Here is a 1,768-nt window from a genome sequence, read left to right as displayed (position 1 = left end):
GATTGGGGATGGAATACTTCTGTTAAAGATCAGGGATATATGGGTGCGTGCTGGACATTTGCTTTTGGAGAGGCATTTGAAACTGCTCTTTTAAGGGCAACAGGCATTCAATATAATATTTCCCAAAATTATTTACAAAATCTCCAAATAAGATATTCTGATTTTGGAACTTTGACTTCTGATGAAGGAGGTGTTGATTATATGTCTTTGGCAAGTGCACTTGGCTGGTTGAGTGTCAATGAAGAAGATGATGAATATGATGAGGTTGGAAAATTATCTGTTTTTGTTGACAGTCCAAATAAGATACGTCTTCATGATGCTTACTTCATCATGCCAAATTCAGATAATTATGTTGAGGATGTTAAAAAAGCAATTTTAAATTATGGTGCTGTTTCAGTTGCTTATGCTAGCAGTAACGCTGAACCATATTTCAATGAAAAGACTTCTGCACATTATGTGAATAAATCACTTTCACCAAACCATGCAGTTGCCATTGTCGGATGGGATGATAACTATAAAGCGGATAACTTTTTAATCACTCCTCCTGGAGATGGTGCATGGATTGTCAAAAACAGCTGGGCAAGTGATTGGGGAGATAATGGATATTTCTACATATCCTACTATGAAAAATCATTTTTTGAACTGGACCAAGATACAGGAATCAGATATCCGTTCACGGCTTGCATTTTCACCAATACAATAGATTACCATGTCAATTACCAGACTGATTTAAATGGTTTATATGATTTTGACAGTAATTATACTCAATATTCCAATAAATTCATTGCAGAATATGATGATTTGATTGCTGGTGTTGGAACATACTTCAACCAGTCCGGCATCGATTATTCCTTTGACATTTACGTGAACAATAACTTGACACACTCACAAAGCGGAAAAAGCGAATTTGCAGGATATAAAACAATTATATTAAGCAAATATATTCCAGTTAAAGTCAATGACACTTTCAAGGTCGTGTTTAAAAGTAATGCCCTTCCTTATGGGGGATTCTCAAGAACCCATTATGTTCCTGGAATATCATTTGTAAGTACAGATGGTAGCACATGGACTGATATTAGTTTAAAAAGAAAAACAGTTTGTCTTAAGGTATATACTGTATCTGATGATTCCAAAATTACTGAAAACAGCAATATTTCAGTGGAATATGGTGCTCAATCATATTTCAGTGTTAAAGTTGTGACTTCTGACGGTCATGCAGTTTCTGGCACATCAGTTGGGCTTAGTATTAATGGAAAGAATGTTAATGTGACAACTGATGATGAAGGCATTGCCAAATTGGAAATAAATGAGGCTCCAGGTATTTATACACTAACAACAGTTTATAATAATCAATCTTATGAAAACAAAGTTACTGTAAAATTAAATTCACAGAATTTCAAAGTCGTTTCTAAAAATATTGCAGTGGATTACGCAGGCGGTTCATACTTTACTGTGAAAGTGGTTTCCGGTGACGGTAAAGTTGCTGTTGGAGGTGAATCAGTAATATTCATATTCAACGGTGATGCTGTAACTGTAAAAACAGATAAGAACGGAATAGCTAAAATAAAAATTACACAAACTCCTGGAAAATACACAATCAAAACAGTATTCAACGGCAAAACATATACTAATAAAGTTACTGTAAAACAGGTGCTTAAAGCCAGTAAAGTCACTGTTAAAAAGACAGCCAAGAAATTTACCTTAAAGACAACCCTTAAAATCAACGGTAAAATGGATAAAGGCAAAACTGTAACAATCAAGTTCAACG

At 34.6% G+C, this 1,768-nt stretch carries 1 protein-coding gene; it reads left to right on the top strand.

The features are described from left to right. Positions 1-1,768, top strand: a 1,768-nt coding sequence (locus Q4Q55_RS10575; protein ID WP_303372756.1) for a C1 family peptidase, incomplete at both ends; no start/stop codon positions are given.

It is taken from the genome of Methanobrevibacter sp., assembly GCF_030539555.1.
Lineage (GTDB): Archaea > Methanobacteriota > Methanobacteria > Methanobacteriales > Methanobacteriaceae > Methanocatella.
Note: the sequence above shows the minus strand (reverse complement) of the source record. Positions and strands in the feature narration are given on the sequence as shown.